The following is a 20,417-nucleotide window of genomic DNA, read 5'->3' as shown; positions in this document are numbered from 1 at the left end:
CAAGCTGCAAAAGTACGTTTAATTACAACAATCACAAGTCTATAGTATTATATTTGTGTAACCGTTATTTAAAAATACAATTGATGAAAAAAATATTAGTCTTATTAATTTTAGTTGTTTCGTGTAAATCTACAACTAAAAAGGATTTTGATTTTGAAACTGTTTTTGAAAAATCTCAAGGATTAGAAACTGCTACTTACCAACAAACGATTCAGTATTACAAGGATTTAGCTACAGCCTATACTTCAATATCTATCGACTCTATTGGCAGTACGGATTCCGGAAAACCATTGCATTTAATCACATTAAATCCTGATGGAAATTTTAATTTTAAAACAATAAGAAACCACAAACGTATTTTACTAATTAATAACGGAATACATCCAGGAGAATCTGATGGTATTGATGCCACTATGATGCTATTTAGAGATATTGCTTCTGGTAAAATTGAAGCACCTAAACATACTGTATTAGTCACAATTCCTATTTATAATGTTGGAGGTAGTTTAAATCGAAACACGTCTACAAGAACAAACCAAAATGGACCTAAAGCTTATGGGTTTAGAGGTAACGCTAGAAACTTTGATTTAAACAGAGATTTTATTAAAAGTGACACCAAAAATGCTAAGACCTTTGCTCAAATTTTCCACTTGGTAAAGCCTGATGTTTTTATAGACAATCACGTAAGTAATGGCGCAGACTACCAATATACTTTAACGCATTTATTTACGCAACACAATAAGCTTGGTGGTACTTTAGGTAATTATTTACATACCAAAATGCAACCTAACTTAGAAGCTAAGTTAGCAATTAAACAATGGGACATTACACCATATGTTAACGTGTTTAATAAAGTTCCGGAAGCTGGATTTAGTCAATTTATGGATAGTCCAAGATATTCTACGGGTTACACTACTTTGTTTAACACCTTAGGTATGATGGTTGAGACACACATGCTTAAACCTTACAAACAACGTGTAGAAGGCACCTTTGAGTTAATGAAATCCATGATTGAAATTATAGAAGAAGACCATGAACAAATTAAATCCTTACGTCAAAACTACAACCAACAACTTATTGCAAAAAAGACTTATCCATTGCAATGGGAAATAGATACCACACAAACCACAACCTTAAATTTTAAAGGTTTTGAAGGTAATATGATACCTAGTAACATTACTGATGCAGACCGTTTAAAATTTGACAGAAGCAAGCCTTTTACAAAGCAAATTACCTATCAAAATTATTTTAAACCTAGTTTAGAAATCAACATACCAGAAGCCTATATCATTCCTCAGGGATGGTGGAATGTCATTGAGCTTTTAAAATTAAATGAGGTGGAGATGACACCACTAACCAAAGACTCTACTTTAACGGTTCAATCTTATAAAATTGACAACTACCAAACAAGGTCGCAAGCTTATGAAGGACATTACCAGCATTTTAATACAAGTATAAAAGTTTCGGAAGACGCCATAACATTTAAAAAAGGAGATTTCATTATTAAAACTAATCAAGAGGCTTTTAGATACTTAATCGAAACTTTAGAACCGCAAGCTCCTGATTCATTTTTTAACTGGAATTTTTTCGATACAATACTGCAACAAAAGGAAGGGTTTTCGCCTTATGTTTGGGAAGATAAAGCCGAATTAATTTTAAGACAAGACCCAAAATTAAGAATCAATTTTAATCTTAAAAAATCTTACGATAAAGACTTTGCTTCAAATTGGTACGCTCAGCTTGACTGGCTTCATAAACAGAGTGTTAATTACGAAAAAGCACATTTACAATATCCTGTTTATAGACTAAAATAATGCCTGAAAAATAATTTTTATTGTTGATTATTGGATAAATTTTTATATTACATTTACTTAAAATTTCAAGTAAATAAAAATGAATCCACAAGACATTGAAAATATAGAATTAGCATATCTAACTTTAGATGATTATCAAGAGTTAAAAGAAGCTATGCAAGAAGCATACAAATCTATGCCTAATCTATATTGGAGAGAAAATCAAATTAAAACTTTAATTGACAAGTTTCCGGAAGGACAAGTTGTTATTAAAATTAACAATCAAATCGCTGGTTGTGCTTTGTCTATAATAGTTGATTATGACAGGATTGAAGCAGAGCATACCTACGAAGATATTACTGGCAACTATACTTTTAATACACACACAAAATCTGGTGATGTATTATATGGTATTGACGTATTTATTAAACCAAAATTTAGAGGTTTACGTTTAGGTAGACGTTTATATGATTACAGAAAAGAGTTGTGTGAAAAACTTAACTTAAGAGGTATTGTTTTTGGCGGTCGTATTCCTAATTTTCATAATTACCAAAACGAAATGACACCTAAGGAGTACATGGATAAGGTAAAAAGAAAAGAAATTCATGACTCAGTTTTAAATTTTCAAATCTCAAACGACTTTCACCCACTAAGAGTTTTAAAAGGCTATTTAGAAGGTGATAAAGATTCTGGTGAATTTGCTGTACTATTAGAATGGGATAATATTTATTACCAAAAACCATCTAAAAAAGCAGCTACCAAGAAAAAAGTTGTGCGATTAGGTCTTATACAGTGGCAAATGCGTTTGTATAAAGATTTAGAAGAATTAATGCAACAAGCAGAATACTTTGTTGACGCAGTATCTGGATATAGATCTGACTTTGCATTATTTCCAGAGTTTTTTAATGCGCCTTTAATGGCAGATAACAACCATTTACCAGAGTCTGAAGCAATTAGAGAACTAGCCAAACACACGGAAGAAATCGTTCAGAAGTTTTCTGAATTAGCAATATCCTACAACATAAACATCATTACTGGAAGTTTTCCAGAAATGAAAGACGACTTATTATACAACGTTGGCTATTTATGTAGACGTGATGGTACTTTAGAACGTTATGAAAAACTTCATGTTACTCCTGACGAAGCTAAAGTTTGGGGAATGCAAGGTGGTACTAAATTAGAGGCTTTTGATACCGACTGTGGTAAAATAGGAATTTTGATATGTTACGATTCTGAGTTTCCAGAGTTAAGTAGACTTTTAGCAGACGAAGGTATGGACATCCTATTTGTTCCGTTTTTGACAGACACACAAAATGGATACTCTAGAGTACGCAATTGTGCACAAGCAAGAGCGATAGAAAACGAATGCTATGTAGCTATCGCAGGAAGCGTAGGTAATTTACCTAAAGTGCATAACATGGACATCCAATATGCGCAATCCATGGTATTTACACCATGTGATTTTGCCTTTCCAGCAAATGGAATAAAAGCAGAAGCAACAACCAACACAGAGATGATATTAATTGCAGATGTTGACATAGATTTACTACGCGAACTTAACCAGTTTGGTAGCGTTAGAAACCTAAGAGACAGACGTAAAGACATCTTTAGCTTAACTAAAAAATAAGTCTAAATTATTTATTAAAAATTTAACTAAACTGGTTTTACAAAATGTAAAACCAGTTTAAAAATAATATAACTTTACATAAATTTATATCGCGATCTTCGCATAAAATGAACAAATACATTGTTGTCAATCAACCAGAAAAATGGCATTTTTCGATTGAGAATATTACGGTAATTTCATCGCAAGATTATCTTACCAATCCTAAATTTTCGCTTTTAAAAAAAGCAAGAATATTTAATCTTTGCAAAGATTATAGTTACCAATCCAAAGGTTACTACGTCTCGCTTTTAGCCGAAGCTAGAGGTCATTTAGCCATTCCAACAGTAAGAAACATTGTAGATTTAAAAACACTTAAACTAGTCAAAATAGTTTCCGACGAGTTTGACGATGTTATTCAACAAAGCCTAAAAAGCATTAAGTCTAGAGAGTTTACTTTAAGTATATACTTTGGTCAAAATGTGGCACAAAAATATAAAGAGCTAAGTAGTTTGTTTTACAAACATTTTCAAGTTCCTTTTTTACGCGTAAATTTTCATCATAATAATAAATGGAACATACAAAGTATTAAAGCTATTTCAGAATCAGAAATCCCTAGTGATCATCTTGAAAGTGTCAACCTTTTTGCTAATCAGTATTTTGCTAAAAAACGTTACGATACACCTAAACTAACAACATCAGATTTTGACTTAGCTATTTTGGTCAATCCAAACGATCCTGCTCCTCCTAGCAATACAAAAGCTTTAAAAAAGTTTATAGATATTGCTGAAAAGATGAATATTTATGCTGAAATTATAGAGCCTAAAGATTTAAGTCGCTTGTCTTCTTTTGACGCTTTATTTATTAGACAAAGTACTGAAGTTAATAATGAAGCATATGCATTTGCGCGTAAAGCACAGCAAGAAGGTATTGCTATTATTGATTACCCAGAAGCAATTTTAAAATGCTGCAACAAAGTGTACATGGCAGAAGCGCTAAACAATGCTCATATTGCGACTCCAAAAACAGTAATTGTCCACAAGGAAAACAGAGCCTTAGTCCTAGAACAAGTTGGTTTACCTTGTGTATTAAAAGCACCAGATAGCACGTTTTCATTTGGAGTAAAAAAGGCTAAAACAGCTAAAGAATATGACACCTTGGTAACAGATATGCTAAAAGAGTCCGATTTAATTATTGCACAAGAGTTTTGTCCTTCAGATTATGATTGGCGCATAGGCATTATCGACGATGTTCCATTTTATGCTTGTAAATATTATATGGCTAAAGGACATTGGCAAATCTATAACTGGAATGCAGACAAAAAAAATGATCAAGATGGTGACGCTGATTGCCTGCCTATAGAAGACGTCCCAAAGGATGTAATTACTATGGCAATAAAATCTGCAAAACTAATGGGTAAAGGCTTGTATGGTATTGACATAAAAGTGGTCAATAACAAACCAATGGTTATTGAAATAAATGACAATCCAAATATTGACTATGGCGTAGAGGATGCCTATTATGGCGATTTAGTTTACACTAAAATACTACAGGCTTTAAAAACTAGATTAGAATAATTATGTCTAAAAAATATCACTTATTTGAAGTTTACGGAATAGAGCTAGAATATATGTTAGTAAACACTAACAGCTTTAAAGTTGCTCCTATTGTTGATGTTTTACTTACTAAAAAAAATGGTAAAATAACTTCTGATATCGAAAACGGATCTATCGCTTGGAGCAATGAATTGGTTGGACATGTTGTTGAAATTAAAACGAATGGACCAACTAATGATTTAAATAATCTTGCAGAAGCATTTCATCAAAACATCATAGAAATAAATGGTTTATTAAAACCTTTAAACACAAAATTACTACCTACAGCGTCTCATCCTACGATGAATCCTTTAAAGGATACACAACTATGGAAACATAGTTATAGTGAAGTTTACGAGTTGTACAACAGGATTTTTGATTGTAAAGGTCATGGTTGGAGTAATGTGCAAAGCACACACATTAACTTACCCTTTTATGATGATAAAGAGTTTGAAAAATTACATGCTGCCATCAGGATAATATTACCCTTAATTCCTGGTCTATGTGCAAGTTCGCCTATTTTAGATGGTAAAATTACTGGATTTAAAGACACTAGATTAGAATATTATAAAACCAATCAAAAAGAAATTCCAGAAATGACTGGTTTGGTTATACCAGAGCGTGTTTTTACAAAAGCAGATTACTACGCTACCATTTTTGAACCCATAAAACAAGTCATTAAAAAGTATGACACAAACAATATTTTAGATCATCATTTTTTAAATAGTCGTGGTGCAATTGCAAGGTTTGACCGAAATGCAATAGAAATTAGACTAGTGGACATTCAAGATTGTCCAAAAGCCGACATTGCTATTTGCGCATTAATAATTGAAGTCTTAAAGCTTTTAGTTAATGAAGATACAACACGTCTTAAAAATCAAAAAAAATGGTTAAAGCAGGATTTGTTTTCTATTTTAAACGCAGTAATTAAAGATGGTGAAGTATATAATATCTCTAACTTAGACTACCTTGAGTTATTTGGAATAAAGCAAGCTTCTAGTGTTAAAAACGTGTGGCAACAACTATACACATTAGTAAAAGATAATATTTCTAAGGACTATCAAAACGCATTAGAAGTCATTTTTAATCATGGTACGCTATCAACCAGAATTGTTAACGCGTTGAATCATGATGTTTCGGTTAAAAATATTGAATTGGTTTATAAACAATTAGCAACATGTTTGGAGGAAAACAAAATGTTTATTCCTATAAATTAAAATGAAATTAGTCATTACTTGTGAGCATGGTGGCAATACTATTCCTTTAGAATATAAACCCTATTTTTTAGATACTTCAGTTTTAGAAACACACAAAGGTTATGACTTAGGCGCATTGGATGTATTTAATTATTTAAAGCCTATTGCGGATTATTCAAACTTTAGTACAACAAGTCGTTTATTAATAGAATTAAATAGATCTACTAATAATAAAAATTTGTTTTCAGCATACACAAAAACATTGACAACAAAACAAAAACAAAGCCTAATTAACACGTATTATAATGACTACAGGCAAGCTGTAACAAAGTATATAGCATCAATTATAAAAAACAATTTAAGCGTCGTACATCTCTCTATTCATTCTTTTACACCTATTTTAAACAATACTATAAGAGACTGTGACATTGGGCTTTTATATGACTCTAGAAGGATTCAAGAAAAGCAATATGCAATGCAAGTAAAAAAAATATTTTAGCTTTAAATCCAGAGTATCGTGTCAGATTTAATTATCCCTATTTAGGAAAAGCCGATGGCTTTACAACTGCATTAAGACAACAATTTAAAAACAATTATGTAGGCATTGAGGTAGAAATAAATCAGTCTTTTGCTATAGATAATAAAATGCCAGAAAAGCTAAAACATGTTTTAAAGCAAAGCATTATTAATTTTTAAACATAAAAAAACCGTTACAATTTGTAACGGTTTTTTATTATCTAATGTAATTGGTTATTTTCTAACCATTATCTTTTTAGTAAGTTGTCTTACTTCCGAGTTTAACTTAAGGATATAAAAACCTGCTGCTAAATCTGAGGTGTTAATAGTATTACTATTATTAGATAGCTTACCTGTAAGTATTAATTTACCATTAACATCAATCATAGCGTAGTTAAGGACTTCATTTTTAAGTAAATCCACGTTAATATTTAATTGTGTTACAACTGGATTAGGGAACAATCTAATATCTGCAGATAATTGTGCTTCAATAGCTTGATTACCTTTTACCTGATCAACAGTTATGCTACTATTTCTGTCTGTAGACCCAGTTACAATCACCATTAATTGACTACCAACAGTATCAAGATCTGCGCATATTTGGTTGTTTTCAATTAAGTCTAAAACATCAAAAGCAGTTGATGTACCCAATACTAAATCGTTTAAATCTAATGTCTCTGGATCAAAAGCTAAAGTATGTACTGTGTAAAAACCTCCCATTTCTGGAATATCTAATACTAAGTTTTCACTAAACCCAACAATTGTTAAATCATCTCCTTTAGTGATTACTGTTGCTAAGCTATAGCCATCAGGTAAAATAGCATCGTTATTTAAATTGACTGTTACAGTAGACGCAACACCAGGAATAATTATAGCTAATCCGCTAGAGATCGTTGAAGTTCCTGCAAATGTAGCTTGACAAGCTAATACATCAACTAAAGTAAAGTTAATGGATTGCGTATCACATTGTGTACCTGAAGCATTATCCTCTGAAAATAATTGAGTTACTATTTGGTAAGTACCTGCTTCTAAATCCCAAGCAGCTGCTGTAGGATAAGAATATGGTAATGTGTTATCTGTTATTACAACAGAAGCACCTGTCGTTACATTAGTAATTGTTGTAGAAACACTTTGAGAAGCTCCTGTAATTAAAGTTGCTACTGCAAATCCTGTTGGTAAATCTGTAACATTATATGTTTGACCTTCAGTGATTGTTAAATCATCAGTTCCGTTTGAGAATGCAAACGCATCAATCGTACCACAAGGCTCTTCACAATTAATGGAAAATGTTACACATGTGTTATCACATGCTGTTCCACTAGCATAGTTTTCTTGAAAAATACTAGCGCATATTTTAAATGTACCGCAACCATGTGACCAAACTGAATTAGTTGCACCTGGATAAGTGTATGGAATTGCATTTTCTGTTTTAGTAAATACCTCTCCAGTATCTAAGTTAGTTAAAGTAAAAAATGCACTTTCTAAATCTCCAGAGGTTAATAAGTTGATATTAAAATCTGTTGGAAGACTATCTAGATCATAATTTGCTTCATCTACAATCGCTACAGTTGCGTCAGCAAAATTTGAAAACTCATATCCTACAATTTGACTACACGTTGTTTCATCAATTGTAAAATAGATAACCTCTTCATCACATAAAGTCCCTTGAAAATAATTGTTTTCAAATATTTTTCCTATTAATTTAAAGTCTCCTGTTCCGTAACACCATGCTGCATTTCCTCCTGGAATTGTATAAGGTGTATAGTTTTCACCGACATTAAACGTTTGACCAGTTGTTAAGTTTACCAATATTAAATTAGCACTTTCCGACGCACCATCAACTAATAAGTCAACATAAAAGTTATTTGGTAAGGCATCTAATGCATAAGTTTCATTATTTGTTATTGTCACATCTTGAGATCCATTTGTAAACTGAAATCCAGAAATTTCTCCACATGTTTCCTCTGGCTGACAAGTAATAGTAAATCTAATAGTTTCACTGTCGCAATATGTCCCACAGCTATCGTATTTGTACAATTTAGCTTTAACTTCAAAATTACCACAACCATAGTTCCATGCGCCATTTCCTCCTGGAAAAGTATAAGGCAAATGATTTTCGTTTACGTTATAACATTGTCCAGTGTCTAAATTTCTAACATAAAATTTAGCACTTTGTGAGTAACCACTAACTAATAAGTTAACGTAAAAGTTATTTGGAAGATCGTTTATGTAATAAGATTGGTTATGACTAATTGCTGTAGTAGTCGTTCCGTTAGAGAATTCAAAGCCAGCAATAGAACCACAATAGGTGTCTTCTAAGGCAAATGATTGAAAAGAAAAAGTCATTGCTAATAAGACTAGCATTGCTTTAAAATTAACCAATCGGTTAAGTAATTTTGTATACATACTGTGAGGGTTTTAAATTAATTACATTTACAAGTGCGAAAATAATTAACTGAATTCTCCTACAGTAAAATATTGGCTAAAGTGTATAAAATTAACCATTAAAAGATAAAATGCTAAATACCTAGGACAAAACACACTACTGTGTTTTATTTATAAAAAAATATGGTTTTAAAATAATAATTTAATATTGGCATAAGATTTTTTTAAAGCTTCAGATGCAGCCTCCTGATCCAACCATTCTACTTTTGTTATTCCTTCGTTTAATTGCGGAAATAAATTACCTTCAAATGAAGAATGCATTTCAAACCAATACGTAATTTTAAGTTTAGACTTACCATTTCGTTTAAAAATGTGATAAGTAATAGGTAACGGTTTTATAATTTTTAATTTGGATACACCAGTTTCTTCAGCGACTTCTCTAATCGCTGTTTCTTCTATAGTTTCCCTTTTTTCTGTTTTACCTTTTGGCAAATCCCATTTATCATTTCTGTATATAAAAAGTATTTCACCTTTATCATTAAAGACTTTACCACCTCCTGCAACTACATTAGGTAATTTTTTCTTGAAGGATTTTAATAATTTATCGTCACTATGTCCAATTAATCTAACAGAATTTATCGATTTTTTGGACAGCGTATGAAGTACTAAATCCAGATCCACATCCTTAAGTAAAAAGTTTTTAAAATCAGTTTCTTTTTCCACCTTAGTAGTCAAAAAGATAGGCTTATCGTTTACAAAAATGCATTGCATAAAAAATAGTAGCTAGTTATAAATAGGTAAAAATATTAAAATTAATGACATTGAGACTTTATGCTAATTTATTTTAAAATTAATTTTAAGTAAAATTAAATAAATCTGTACTTTTGCCATATGATTTTTAACAAGCAAACTGCCAGACAAACAGCACAAGTTTTATTACAAATAAATGCAATAAAACTACAACCTAGCAATCCATTTACTTGGGCTTCAGGTTGGAAATCGCCAATCTATTGTGACAATCGTGTTGTACTATCCTATCCTCCAATAAGAAATTATATTAGAGAGGAAATGAGTAAATTTATTGAAGAACATTACGGAAAACCAGATGTTATTGCAGGTGTTGCAACAGGAGCTATTGGGATTGGGATGTTAGTGGCTGAATATTTAGGACTACCTTTTATATATGTTAGACCAGAAGCTAAAGGACATGGTCGTAAAAACCAAATAGAAGGTCATATAGAAAGTGGTCAAAATGTCGTCGTTGTTGAAGATTTAATTAGTACCGGAAAAAGCAGTCTTAATGCTGTCAAAGCATTAAAAGAAGCTAATGTAAATGTAAAAGGAATGATTGCAATATTTTCCTATGGGTTTGACGTAGCAAAAGAAAATTTTGAAAAAGAAAATATCACTTTACACACCTTAAGTAATTACGAAAGTTTACTAACGGAAGCTGCATCTAGCAACTATATCTCTGAAAAAGAAATTGAGACATTAGGTCGTTGGAATGCCAATCCAAGCGTTTGGAACGTTAATTGATATTAAATTAATAGCAATACTATAAAACACTATTAATTTTAAATAACTTAAATACAAATATGAAACTAGAAAGCCCTAAAGTAACTTTAGATAAATCTCCAGAAGAGACCTTTAATTTTTTAAGCGATGTCAAAAACTTTAAAAACTTAATGCCTGAAAACATAAGTAAATTTGAAGTTTTAGGTGAAGACAAATTTTTATTTGCACTTAAAGGAATGCCAGAAATTGTCTTAAAAAAGAAAGAAATGACACCAAATAGCAAAATTGTTTTAGGTGCAGCTGGTGGAAAAATAGATTTTTCGTTAACAGGAAATATCACTGAAGTTGAAGCTAATAAAAGTGAAGTACAATTAACTTTTAAAGGCGAATTTAATGCCATGATGGCTATGATGATAAAAGGACCTATCAATAAATTTATTGAAACCTTAGCTACCAACATGCCTCAAGCAATTAATACAATAGCTTAATCGTTTTTAAATCATAGGTTTTTAAAACTTGATCTTCTATTAAGACCTCAAGTAAACCATGCTTAGAAACACCTTTTATAATACCAGAAAACAAACCTTCGGCAGTTTTAAATGTTGAAGGTTTTTCTTTTCTAAATAAATAAGATTCGTATTGCGATTTTATACTATTAGTATCCTTAACTAAAAGGTCTAATTGTATTTCTAGCTGTTTTAGGATTAGATGTAATATTTCATCTAAATTATAATTAACTCCTGTTACACTTTTTAAAGAGCTTGCTTGAGGTAAACCATTAAAATCTAACTGATTTACATTTAGTCCAATACCAATTATTGAAGATTCAATAACGCTTTGTTTTATGACATTTTCAATCAAAACTCCACACACTTTTTGATTAGCTGACAAAATGTCGTTAGGCCATTTTATGCTTAATTTCGGAATATTTAACTGCTCTAATGCTTTAATAATAGCCAAAGCTACAGACATGCTAATATAAAATTGAGACTCAAACGGAAACAAATTTAATTTTTTATAAACACTAAACGTTAGGTTTTTAAAGGGTTGAGATTGCCAAAGTGTACCCATTTGACCACGACCATTTGTTTGATGGCTAGTCACAATTGTTGTAAAATCTTGCACTGGACTGTCCAAACTAAGATTGCGAAGAAACCTATTTGTAGAATCGGTGGCATTAAGTTTGATTATAAGCATATTAAATAATTATCTTCGTATTGTAAAATCTTATGATTTTTTTAGAGTATAAAGAACTTAAAAATAATAACTTTGCACAAATTTAAATTAAATTAATGGCGAAACAACAACCAAATATTGATGCCCTAATCGCTACAGTGATAGAAGGTATTGAAGATGTAAAAGGAAAAGAAATAAATATTCTTGATTTAAGAGAAATTGAAAATACGGTTTGTGACTACTTCGTAATTTGCGAAGGTACTTCTAACACTCAAGTAAACGCTATTGTTAATTCCATACAAAAAAAGTTAGTAAAACACTTAAGGATAAGCCTTGGCATATAGAAGGAGAAGATAATGCTGAGTGGATACTTATGGATTATGTTAACGTTGTGGTACACGTTTTTCAAAAACATATCAGAGAATATTACGATATAGAAAGTCTTTGGGGTGATGCTAAAGTTACTGTTATCGAAACAAACTATTAAACACATTACATGGCAGATAAAAATAAAAAAGCAGCACCTAAAAAACCTAAATTTAGTCCATACTGGATTTATGGAGGAATTATAATTTTCTTTATTGCTCTTCAAATTTTTGGAAGTAGTGCTGGTACAGAAAATAAAACCTCGCCTTCACAGTTTTTTGAATTTTTAAAAGAAGGTGATGTAGAAAAGGTAGAAATAGTAAACAATACTATTGCAAAAGTATACTTAACAAAAGATGCTGAATCTAAAGAGGAGCACAAAAAATCTAAGCCAACCTCTATTTTTCCAACAACAACTAAGCTTCCAAATTATACATTCCAATTTGGTGACTTAACTTTGTTTCAAGAATCTATTAACACTATAAATAAAGATTTAGATCAGGAAAAGAAAGCTCAAGTAACCTTCACACAAGAAAGCAATCCTTGGGGAGAATTACTTTTTAGCTTACTTCCATTTATCCTATTAATTGGTGTTTGGATTTTTATCATGCGTCGTATGTCTTCTGGAGGTGGTGGAGGTGCTGGTGGACAGATTTTTAATATTGGAAAATCTAAAGCTAAGCTATTTGACGAAAACTCTGAAGTTAAGACAACCTTTAAAGATGTAGCTGGATTAGAAGGTGCAAAAGAAGAAGTTCAAGAAATTGTAGACTTCCTTAAAAACCCTTCAAAATACACAAACTTAGGTGGTAAAATACCAAAAGGAGCCTTATTAGTAGGACCTCCAGGAACAGGTAAAACATTATTAGCAAAAGCAGTTGCAGGAGAAGCAAAAGTACCTTTCTTCTCATTATCTGGATCTGACTTTGTCGAAATGTTTGTTGGTGTTGGTGCTTCTAGAGTTAGAGACCTTTTTAAACAAGCTAAAGAAAAATCTCCAGCTATAATTTTTATTGACGAGATTGATGCTATTGGTAGAGCTAGAGGTAAAAACGCAATGTCTGGAAGTAACGACGAGCGTGAAAACACACTTAACCAACTATTAACAGAAATGGATGGTTTTGGTACAAATACAAATGTAATTGTATTAGCTGCCACTAACAGAGCAGATATATTAGACAACGCATTAATGCGTGCAGGTAGATTTGACAGACAAATACATGTTGATTTACCTAACCTAACAGAGCGTAAAGCAATATTTGAAGTTCACCTTAAGCCACTTAAAAAGGCAGAAGGATTAGATATTGAATTTTTATCAAAACAAACACCTGGATTTTCTGGTGCTGACATTGCTAATTTATGTAATGAAGCAGCTTTAATTGCTGCAAGAAAAGATAAAAAAGCAGTTGAAAAACAAGACTTTTTAGACGCAGTTGACCGTATTGTAGGAGGTTTAGAAAAACGAAGCAATTTATTCTCTGTAGAAGAGAAAAAGACCATTGCTTATCACGAAGCTGGACACGCAACAGTTAGCTGGTTTTTAGAACACGCAGATCCATTAGTAAAAGTAACTATTGTACCAAGAGGTCGTAGTTTAGGAGCTGCATGGTACCTACCTCAAGAAGCTTACATTACCAGAACAAGCAAGTTTTTAGACGAGATTTGTGTTACAATGGGTGGACGTGCTGCCGAGAAAATAATCTTTGATCAAATTTCTACTGGAGCTTTAAGTGACCTAGAAAACGTAACCAAAAAAGCTAAAGCTATGGTTATGATATATGGATTAAATGAAAAGGTTGGTAACATTACATTTTATGATCCAGCAGGAGAAAATGGCTTTGTTAAACCATATAGTGAAAAGACTGCAGAGTTAATAGATAACGAAATTAAAAATATCGTTGAAACTGAATTCCAAAGAGCTTTAACACTATTAGAATCTAAAAAAGATGTTCTTAAAAAATTAGCAGAAAGACTAATTGAAAGAGAAGTTATTTTTAAAGATGACCTTGAAGAAATCCTTGGTAAACGCCCATTTGATAACCATGAAACTAAACTTGTTATTGAAGAAGCAACAACCAACAACGAAGAGGAATAGTATATAAAACATAAATAAGTATTAAAAATCTTAGATTATCTCGTTTGATAGTCTAAGATTTTTTATATTTGATATTCCCATTAACGTAATTCTGATTATAGCAAAGTGTAAATGAGCCTTTTTAGAAAATTATTTAGTTCTAAATCTCAAGTAGAAAAGGAGGATCTAAAGTCCGACGACAGAGGCAAATATATGCCTAAAGAAGAGCTACCTATTGACGAAAGTTTTACTATAAACTTTAAAGAAAATGGTGGTAAATTCCTGTATTGTGACTCTTTAGACGAAGTTTACGACAACTTAAATAATATAATACTAGAAAATAACTGGGAAGATCATTCTGCTTATTTTTATGACAATAACTTGAAAGATAAATTTAAATCTTCTCAACTTAAAATCAGTGACAAACTATCAGAATGCACTTATTTTATAACCACTTGCGAAAACCTAATAGCTAATGATGGCTCTTTATTGGTTAGCTCTAACCAGCTAGCTGAAAAAAACTTAACGAATTCCCTAATAACGTCATAGTATTTGCTACTACAAGTCAAATAATATCAAACATAGGCGAAGGATTAAGAGAAATAAAGCATAAGAATAGTGTAAAAATACCCACTAACATCACAACTATTAAACATTTTAAGCTACAAGAGGAAAAAGACTTTTTATCTTACGGAAGCAGTACAAAAAACTTATATTTGCTGCTTTTAGAAGACCTTTAGTTTTATGAACGAAACCCTTACAAGAGCGCTATCAGGATTCTTATACGTAAGTTTACTTGTTGCATCATTATTAAACCAGCACGCATTTATCGTGTTGTTTTTTGTGTTTGGGCTAATTTGTTTAATAGAGTTTTGTAAACTTATACAGCTTAAAAGCGTCGCACCTTATATAATATTCACAATTCTATATTTTGTGTTTGGCTATTGGCAATTTGTAATGAACTCTAACAAAGGACTAGATGAAGCCACGCAAATATTACAAGTACTTACCATTTTTGTGCAGTTAATTTTAATAAAGGATTTATTTTCCGAAAAGAAAATTCCGCTATTTAGCTCAAAACGTTTTATAATCACCACCTTTTATTTGACTAGTGGTTTTGTATTTTTAGTATTAATAGCTAACCACAAAGGATCGTTTACACCAGAGTACATTTTAGGATCCTTTATATTGGTTTGGATTAACGATACCTTTGCTTATTTGGTTGGTAAAAACTTTGGAAAACAAAAACTGTTTCCAAGTATATCACCTAAAAAAACGGTTGAAGGCTTTTTAGGCGGACTATTTTTCGCTTCAATTGCCAGCTATTTTATTCATATATTTACGGAAACAGAAAAAGAAACATTAACCTTTACAGACTGGTTAATTTTAAGTATTATAATTAGTGTATTTGGCACACTTGGAGACTTAATTGAATCCAAATTTAAACGCCAAGCAAACGTAAAGGACAGTGGTGTAATCATGCCAGGACATGGAGGTTTAATGGACCGTTTTGACAGTATGATTTTTGCAGCTCCTTTTATTTATTTATTTCTAAGAATTTTAAAATATGTTTCATAAAGAAGGCTTTAAAATAATTGCAATCACTTTTCTATTAGTGGCAATTTTAGCGGTTGTTGTTGATAAATTTGTAGCATTACAATGGTTACAATATTTACTATTTTTCACGCTTTTTGTTTTTCTATTCCTTATTCTACAGTTTTTTAGAAACCCAAAAAGATTAACCGTATTAAATGACAACACAGTTGTTTCTCCTGTTGATGGAAAAGTAGTTGTTATTGAAGAAGTCTTTGAACCTGAATATTTTAAAGAAAAACGCTTACAAGTAAGTGTATTTATGTCTCCAATTAACGTGCATGTTACACGCTACCCTATTGGTGGACAAGTAGCTTACAGCAAGTATCATCCAGGAAAATACCTTGTAGCTTGGCATCCAAAAGCTAGCACAGAAAACGAACGTACAACAGTAGTGGTAGATAACCCATTATACGGTAAAGTTTTATATAGACAAATTGCTGGAGCATTAGCTAAGCGAATTGTAAATTATGCTAAAGAAGGAGACGCTGCTAACCAAGGAGAAGACTCTGGGTTTATTAAATTTGGTTCGAGAGTAGATTTATTTTTACCTTTGGACACTAACATTAAGGTTGCCTTAAACCAAAAAGTAAAAGGAGGCGAAAGTATTATTGCCGAAATTTAATAGTATGACTACAGAGGAATTAAATAAAACTTTTGAAGATGCTGTGGACCGCATTAACACACATACAGAACCTTTCCTTGCAGATTTCTTGCTTCGATTGTACGCTTATTACAAAAAAGCTACTAATAACTACGAAAGACCTAGTAGCAAAAAGCCTATAATTAACGCTTTTAAAACAAATGCTCTTTTTCAAATTAAAGACATTACTACTGACGAAGCTAAAGAAACCTATATAGAGTTAGTCAACAATTACTTTTTATACCGAAAATAAAATAGATATGCCTTCTTCATTTGAGAGCATATTACTACCTAGTTTTATATCTGGAATAGTTTTTATTATTGCCAGTGTTATTACACTTATTTATCCTCCTAAAAAAATTAATTGGTATTATGGTTATCGCACAGATTTATCCATGAAAAATCAAAATAGTTGGGATTTTGCACAAAAGTACTCCTCTGTACAATTAATTATAGCTGGCTGTTTAATTATGACATTTAGCTGTATTGGTTTAGTCATACAGTTTAGTAAAATGGCACGTATTAGTATTAGTTTAATACTAATTTTTAGCGCCATTCTATTTATGTGGTTAAAAACCGAACGTGCTTTAAAAGCTAAGTTTAATTAATTTTCTAAAACAAACTCAAGCGGTTTCCCTGTAGCTCCATTTGGAAAGCTAATCCCTAACAACGCAGACATTGTTGGTGCTATGTCAGGAATATTAGTATGTTGCATTGTGCTTCCTGTTTTAATTCCTTTTCCAAAAAACAGTAATGGGATATGCGTATCATAGTTTAAGGCAGATCCATGTGTAGATCCCGTTTTACTATAACTTATTACTGCTGGATCTAGCACAAATAAGACATCTCCAGAACGTTTTTGATTAAATCCATTTTGCAACAAGCTTTCAACACCTCCAGAAAACTCGGTAGTAGTCATACTAGTTGCTGTATAAGCTTTTGAAATATGAGGATAGTCTATTATTGTATTTACAATTTCTTGTTGCACACTAGCTAAATTTAAACCATAGCTTTTAATCAATGCTCTATCCAAAAATATTTGGTTATTACTTATGTTTTTAATTAAATTTTCCGCTTTATAATTTAAAATGGTAGTTTCATTTAAGTTAGTTTTAAACGCATCTGTATCAAAATATCCTGAAGGAATTTTCACTGATTCTAGATAAGCAGGCACCTCAACAGCTCCATGATCTGACGATAAAAACAAGGTGTAGTTACCTTCTCCAACTTTTGCATCTAATGCTTCTAAGATGCGCTGTATATCTTTATCTAACCTAATGTAAGTATCTTCTACTTCTTTACTATTAACACCAAAATTATGTCCTACGTAATCTGTACTAGAAAAACTAACGGTTAGCACATCTGTAATATTATCTTTACCTAACTGTTCACCATCAATAGCTGCAATTGCAAAATCTGCTACAATACTGTTTCCGTAAGGTGTTGCTTTAATAATGTCATAACCTCTATTCTCTTTACTTAAAGCCTTTAAATCATAAGGAAACGTTGCTGTGTCTTTTCCCTTAAAACCGCCTTCAAAAGCATTTAAATCGCTTCCACTTTCAGTATACGTATTTATGTCATATAATGTATTCCACTCCTTTAAATAACTTTCAGCAGCAGCTGTATTATTAAAATCTTGTACCCAATTAGGTAACGTATTTAAATAAAAAGTACTAGTTATAAAACGACCTTCATCTGCACCATGAAACCAATAAGCAGCATTTGCTGTATGTCCTGCTGGTAAAATAGCACCTCTATCCTTTACCGAAATCCCAATAGTCTTACCTTTCATTTGCGTAAATAATCTGTTTTCGTCCGCAAAAGTTGTGGTTTTAAGTCTATGTGGAGACATTTGACCTGCATTATTTAAAGTCCCTACAGGCTGTACCAAAGTATCTCCTGCACAATAAACATAACTATCAGATACTTTGTCATACCAATTATTAGAAATAATACCGTGAGTTTTTGGTGTAGCACCTGTAAATATTGAAGCATGTCCTGGTCCAGTATAAGTTGGTACGTAATTAAAGTGATTATTTTTACAATTAAAACCGTCGTTTATTAATCGTTTAAATCCTCCATCTCCATACTTATTATAAAATCTAGTTAAATAATCGTATCTCATCTGGTCTACTACAATTCCAACCACTAACTTTGGTTGCGAATTTAACTTAGTACTGTTTGATGTTATAGTGCTTTTTTGTGATTGGCAACTAAGAAGAAAACAAATAATAAATAACGATAGAATAGCTCTCATTGTGACAAATTTAATTTTGAACCCCAAAAATACAGCTTTTAAAACATCTAATTTGAAATTAACATTAAATACCTGTTATAATTTTATATTTTAGCAGTAACAAATAACTAATGAATTACCTACACTATATTGGAACCTACTTTTTAATGGTTGTCGAAATGTTTCGAAAGCCCACAAAGTGGTCTGTAATGAAAAAATTAATACTTAAAGATATAGACGATTTAATTATCGGATCTCTAGGTATTGTTGCCTTTATATCATTTTTTGTTGGTGGTGTTGTTACCATACAAACTGCTTTAAATATTGACAACCCATTAATCCCAAAAAACTTAGTTGGATTTGCAACTAGACAATCTATTATTTTAGAGTTTGCTCCAACTTTTATGTCCATAATTATGGCTGGTAAAGTAGGCTCTTTTATTACTTCTAGCATTGGTACAATGCGTGTGACAGAGCAAATTGACGCTTTAGAAGTTATGGGAATAAACAGTTTAAACTATTTAGTGTTTCCTAAATTTATAGCATTAACACTGTATCCTTTTGTAATTTCAATATCCATGTTTTTAGGCATCATGGGTGGATTAGCTGCTTGTGTTTATGGTGGTTACGCTACAATGCCAGATTATATTGAAGGAATACAACTTGATTTTAAGCCTTTTCATATGGCTTATGCCTTTATTAAAACATTACTATTTGCCTTTATATTAGCCACAGTACCATCATACCATGGATATTACATGAAAGGTGGCGCATTGGAAGTTGGTAAAGCTAGTACAACCTCTTTTGTTTGGACCAGTGTCATGATTATCCTTTTAAACTATATATTAACTCAACTCCTGCTAAGTCAATGATAGAAGTAAAGAATCTACACAAATCGTTTGGAGATGCGCATATTTTAAAAGGCGTTACTACCACTTTTGAAAAAGGAAAAACTAACCTTATTATTGGGCAAAGTGGTTCTGGTAAAACCGTATTTTTAAAATGCCTTTTAGGTCTTTTTGATTACGAAGAAGGTAGTATTGCTTACGATGGTAAAATCTTTGCTAAATTAAGCGAAGACGAAAAACGTGATATTAGAGCTGATATTGGTATGGTGTTTCAAGGAAGCGCGTTGTTTGACTCGATGACTATTGCCGAAAACGTTATGTTTCCTCTAAAAATGTTTACCAAACAAAGTAAAAGCGAAATGGAAGATCGTGTAAACTTTGTTTTAAAAAGAGTTAATCTTGGAGATGCACATAATAAAAAACCAAGTGAAGCCTCTGGAGGTATGCAAAAACGTGTTGCAATTGCACGTGCGATTGTAAATAAGCCAAAATATTTATTTTGTGACGAACCTAATTCTGGGTTAGATCCAAAAACATCGATTGTTATTGACGACTTAATTAAAGAAATCACTGAAGAATATCAGATTACAACTGTAATTAACTCGCATGACATGAACTCAGTTATGCAAATTGGAGAAAAAATTATTTTTCTTAAAAATGGTTTAAAAGAATGGGAAGGGTCTCGATACGACATTTTTAAAACAGATAATGAAGCGGTTACAGACTTTGTATACTCTTCAGAATTGTTTAAAAAAGTACGTCAAATGTACCTAGAGGAACGTAGTTAAACACTCTATTATTTAAAGTCAAACTAACTTCTCCGAAAAATATATTTTCAACTAAATTAATAGCTAAACTTATTGCTATACGTGATT

At 31.6% G+C, this 20,417-nt stretch carries 18 protein-coding genes and 2 pseudogenes; 16 read left to right on the top strand and 4 right to left on the bottom strand.

Features of this window, described 5'->3' with window-relative positions; genetic code table 11:
* Positions 1-83: 83 nt before the first annotated feature.
* The 5 genes from AC0L3M_RS15555 to AC0L3M_RS15535 all read left to right on the top strand — a co-directional run bounded on the left by AC0L3M_RS15555 (position 84) and on the right by AC0L3M_RS15535 (position 6,686).
* Positions 84-1,814, top strand: a complete 1,731-nt coding sequence (locus AC0L3M_RS15555) for a M14 family metallopeptidase (RefSeq protein ID WP_473431335.1) — start codon at positions 84-86, stop codon at positions 1,812-1,814.
* 79 nt (positions 1,815-1,893) lie between these two features.
* A complete protein-coding gene (locus AC0L3M_RS15550) occupies positions 1,894-3,420 on the top strand; it encodes a GNAT family N-acetyltransferase (RefSeq protein ID WP_473431334.1) in 1,527 nt (508 codons plus the stop codon).
* A gap of 107 nt (positions 3,421-3,527) precedes the next feature.
* Complete coding sequence (locus AC0L3M_RS15545) at positions 3,528-4,973, top strand: RimK family protein (RefSeq protein WP_339808476.1); 1,446 nt, start codon at positions 3,528-3,530, stop codon at positions 4,971-4,973.
* 2 nt (positions 4,974-4,975) lie between these two features.
* On the top strand, positions 4,976-6,208 hold the full coding sequence (locus AC0L3M_RS15540; RefSeq protein ID WP_473431333.1) for a glutamate-cysteine ligase family protein: 1,233 nt from the start codon (positions 4,976-4,978) through the stop codon (positions 6,206-6,208).
* A gap of 1 nt (position 6,209) precedes the next feature.
* The gene (locus AC0L3M_RS15535) at positions 6,210-6,686 is read left to right on the top strand and encodes an N-formylglutamate amidohydrolase (protein WP_473431332.1); all 477 of its coding nucleotides are present in this window, start codon (positions 6,210-6,212) and stop codon (positions 6,684-6,686) included.
* Positions 6,687-6,937: 251 nt separating this feature from the next.
* Here the strand turns inward: AC0L3M_RS15535 and AC0L3M_RS15530 are convergent, their stop codons facing one another.
* Complete coding sequence (locus tag AC0L3M_RS15530) at positions 6,938-9,109, bottom strand: T9SS type A sorting domain-containing protein (protein ID WP_473431331.1); 2,172 nt, start codon at positions 9,107-9,109, stop codon at positions 6,938-6,940.
* A 168-nt stretch (positions 9,110-9,277) separates the two neighbouring features.
* A complete protein-coding gene (locus AC0L3M_RS15525) occupies positions 9,278-9,859 on the bottom strand; it encodes an NUDIX hydrolase (RefSeq protein WP_145000978.1) in 582 nt (193 codons plus the stop codon).
* Positions 9,860-9,979: 120 nt separating this feature from the next.
* On the opposite strand from AC0L3M_RS15525, the gene pyrE reads away from it, so the two are divergent.
* Both pyrE and AC0L3M_RS15515 read left to right on the top strand, forming a co-directional pair.
* On the top strand, positions 9,980-10,624 hold the full coding sequence (gene pyrE / locus AC0L3M_RS15520) for an orotate phosphoribosyltransferase (RefSeq protein ID WP_145000980.1): 645 nt from the start codon (positions 9,980-9,982) through the stop codon (positions 10,622-10,624).
* A gap of 59 nt (positions 10,625-10,683) precedes the next feature.
* On the top strand, positions 10,684-11,091 hold the full coding sequence (locus AC0L3M_RS15515; RefSeq protein WP_473431330.1) for an SRPBCC family protein: 408 nt from the start codon (positions 10,684-10,686) through the stop codon (positions 11,089-11,091).
* Here the strand turns inward: AC0L3M_RS15515 and AC0L3M_RS15510 are convergent.
* Positions 11,075-11,740 carry a biotin--[acetyl-CoA-carboxylase] ligase gene (locus AC0L3M_RS15510; protein ID WP_473431329.1) on the bottom strand — a complete coding sequence of 222 codons (666 nt, stop codon included), beginning with the start codon at positions 11,738-11,740 and terminating at the stop codon, positions 11,075-11,077. The two genes, AC0L3M_RS15515 and AC0L3M_RS15510, sit on opposite strands and share 17 nt — an antisense overlap.
* Positions 11,741-11,895: 155 nt before the next feature.
* Here AC0L3M_RS15510 and rsfS point away from each other — a divergent pair.
* From rsfS to AC0L3M_RS15475, 7 genes and pseudogenes are all read left to right on the top strand, one after another.
* Positions 11,896-12,266, top strand: a pseudogene (rsfS, locus tag AC0L3M_RS15505) (ribosome silencing factor).
* Between the two features lie 9 nt (positions 12,267-12,275).
* A complete protein-coding gene (gene ftsH, locus AC0L3M_RS15500; RefSeq protein ID WP_473431328.1) occupies positions 12,276-14,240 on the top strand; it encodes an ATP-dependent zinc metalloprotease FtsH in 1,965 nt (654 codons plus the stop codon).
* A 111-nt stretch (positions 14,241-14,351) separates the two neighbouring features.
* Positions 14,352-14,959, top strand: a pseudogene (locus AC0L3M_RS15495) (LUD domain-containing protein).
* Between the two features lie 4 nt (positions 14,960-14,963).
* Positions 14,964-15,797 carry a phosphatidate cytidylyltransferase gene (locus AC0L3M_RS15490; RefSeq protein ID WP_473431327.1) on the top strand — a complete coding sequence of 278 codons (834 nt, stop codon included), beginning with the start codon at positions 14,964-14,966 and terminating at the stop codon, positions 15,795-15,797.
* The gene (locus AC0L3M_RS15485; RefSeq protein ID WP_341588372.1) at positions 15,787-16,437 is read left to right on the top strand and encodes a phosphatidylserine decarboxylase family protein; all 651 of its coding nucleotides are present in this window, start codon (positions 15,787-15,789) and stop codon (positions 16,435-16,437) included. The genes AC0L3M_RS15490 and AC0L3M_RS15485 overlap by 11 nt, the downstream gene beginning before the upstream one ends.
* 4 nt (positions 16,438-16,441) lie before the next feature.
* Positions 16,442-16,708 carry an acyl-CoA-binding protein gene (locus AC0L3M_RS15480; RefSeq protein WP_473431326.1) on the top strand — a complete coding sequence of 89 codons (267 nt, stop codon included), beginning with the start codon at positions 16,442-16,444 and terminating at the stop codon, positions 16,706-16,708.
* Between the two features lie 7 nt (positions 16,709-16,715).
* On the top strand, positions 16,716-17,063 hold the full coding sequence (locus tag AC0L3M_RS15475; RefSeq protein ID WP_292942389.1) for an SdpI family protein: 348 nt from the start codon (positions 16,716-16,718) through the stop codon (positions 17,061-17,063).
* On the opposite strand, the gene pafA is transcribed toward AC0L3M_RS15475, so the two are convergent.
* A complete protein-coding gene (gene pafA, locus AC0L3M_RS15470) occupies positions 17,060-18,715 on the bottom strand; it encodes an alkaline phosphatase PafA (protein ID WP_473431325.1) in 1,656 nt (551 codons plus the stop codon). The genes AC0L3M_RS15475 and pafA overlap by 4 nt on opposite strands.
* A gap of 110 nt (positions 18,716-18,825) precedes the next feature.
* On the opposite strand from pafA, the gene AC0L3M_RS15465 reads away from it, so the two are divergent.
* Both AC0L3M_RS15465 and AC0L3M_RS15460 read left to right on the top strand, forming a co-directional pair.
* On the top strand, positions 18,826-19,566 hold the full coding sequence (locus AC0L3M_RS15465) for an MlaE family ABC transporter permease (protein WP_028283826.1): 741 nt from the start codon (positions 18,826-18,828) through the stop codon (positions 19,564-19,566).
* A complete protein-coding gene (locus AC0L3M_RS15460; protein WP_292942382.1) occupies positions 19,563-20,330 on the top strand; it encodes an ABC transporter ATP-binding protein in 768 nt (255 codons plus the stop codon). The genes AC0L3M_RS15465 and AC0L3M_RS15460 overlap by 4 nt, the downstream gene beginning before the upstream one ends.
* Positions 20,331-20,417 lie beyond the last annotated feature (87 nt).

It is taken from the genome of Olleya sp. KJ81-1, from assembly GCF_055808135.1.
Note: the sequence above shows the minus strand (reverse complement) of the source record. Positions and strands in the feature narration are given on the sequence as shown.